This is a genomic window from uncultured Campylobacter sp. (genome assembly GCF_937890585.1).
In the GTDB taxonomy this organism is placed as follows: domain Bacteria; phylum Campylobacterota; class Campylobacteria; order Campylobacterales; family Campylobacteraceae; genus Campylobacter_A.
On record NZ_CALACG010000022.1, the window covers coordinates 1 to 1,857 of the forward strand.

Sequence of the window (1,857 nt, forward strand, 5' to 3'; positions counted from 1 at the left end):
TGTATAAGAGACAGGATAAACACAGATTTTTAATTACATCGCGCGAAATTCTTAAAATTTATGCTAAAAACTAAACAAACTAATGCATAATCACAATATCACCGCTCCACAACGAGTCCTTTACGTCTCTGGGATGCTGCTTTCAATGCAAGACATAAAAGAGAACTACGGACTAACACCTGATGATTTGAAAGGTTCTCAGTTGGATAATGAGCGAGACGGTATTCGTATAACTAGTCGCATAAGCTCATTTCTCAAAAATAGAAAAATTCCGTCCGAAAAGCTAAATTTAATGCTAGCTTCTTTTAATGAAATTTCAAAAAATTCACAACGAGACGAGATAGATGAAACTAAACCAAACGACAAAGAAGTTGCACATTTATTGAAAGAAAAATCAAGCACTACCAAACAAATTTTCACGTTTTTATATAGAAATATTTTTCAAAAGATAGATGGCTCAGGCGGTGAAAGCTTTGGGCATATCGACGTGATGGGTGAAATGTATAGCGAGTTTTTAAAATATGCTTTAGGCGATGGCAAAGAGCTTGGCATCGTGCTTACTCCACCTTATATAACTAAAATGATGGCTGAAATTCTAGATATAAACAAAGATAACCGCGTTATGGATTTAGCCACTGGAAGTGCTGGCTTTCTCATCTCTGCGATGCAAATAATGATAGAAAACGCTAATGAAAATTATGCCAAAGGAAGTAGCGAAGCTCTAAAAAAGATAGATGAGATCAAAAGAAATCAGCTTCTAGGCGTAGAACTAAATGCTGAAATGTATACTCTTGCGGCTACTAATATGATATTACGTGGCGATGGTTCAGCTCGAATAGAACACGGCAGTGCATTTAATCGCCCAGACGAGCTTTACTCAAATTTTAAAGCTGATAGAATTTTACTAAACCCACCATTTACGTTTGATGAAAATGGTATGCCCTTTATTGCTTATGGACTTGATAGGATGGCAAAAGGCGGGCTTGGTGCCATAATCATCCAAGATAGCGCAGGTAGCGGTAAAGCTGTGAAATCAAATCAACAAATTTTAAAATCCCACACTTTACTGGCAAGTATAAAAATGCCAGTCGATCTTTTTGTGCCAGTCGCGGGAGTTCAAACGAGTATTTATATTTTTAAAGCACACGAACCGCACGACTTCGAACGCTCGGTTAAATTTATAGACTTTAGAAATGACGGCTATAAAAGAACTTCTCGCTCATTACAGGAGCTAGACGAACCTACGCAAAGATACGCTGATATAGTTAAAATTTATAAAGCTGGTAGAGCCGCAAAAGTAGATCCAAGGCTTTGGAAATTAGACGAAATTTTTGTCGAGGATTTGATAACGAAAAGTGGCTCTGATTGGAATTTCGATCAACATAAGAAGATCGATGCAATGCCGACGCTAGCTGATTTTAAAAAGAGCGTAAGCGACTATCTAAGCTGGGAAGTGTCGCAAATTTTAAAAAAGGATAGTCCCAGTAGAAGCAGTATTGTAAGCCAACGAATTGCAAATTTAGAGCAAGAATTTAAAGCAAGCGGTGGAGAATTTGAAAAAATTAAGCTTGATAAATTATTTAATGTGAAGTCAAATCCACAACTAAATAAAGATAGTTTTAATTTTTCTGAGAATGGAGCTTATCCATATTTCACAAGAACAGTTTTAAATAATGGTATTGCGGGCTATGTCGATTATTTGGATGAGGAGCATAAAATATCAGGCAATTCACTGGCGATTGGAATGCTTGGAATGCAGTTTTTTTATATGGAAAAGGATTTTTACGCTGGACAGTTTACTAAAACTATTTATCCAAAATTTGATTATTTTAATAGCAAGATAGCTCAATATTTTAT

1 protein-coding gene and 1 pseudogene are annotated in these 1,857 nt (G+C 36.0%); both read left to right on the forward strand.

Annotation, left to right across the window (positions count from 1 at the left end; translation table 11 throughout):
* A pseudogene (locus tag Q0296_RS00520) lies at window positions 1-1,489 on the forward strand (N-6 DNA methylase); the annotation flags it as partial.
* A 96-nt stretch (window positions 1,490-1,585) separates the two neighbouring features.
* Window positions 1,586-1,857, forward strand: a 272-nt coding sequence (locus Q0296_RS00525) for a restriction endonuclease subunit S (protein ID WP_298035639.1), incomplete at its 3' end; no start/stop codon positions are given.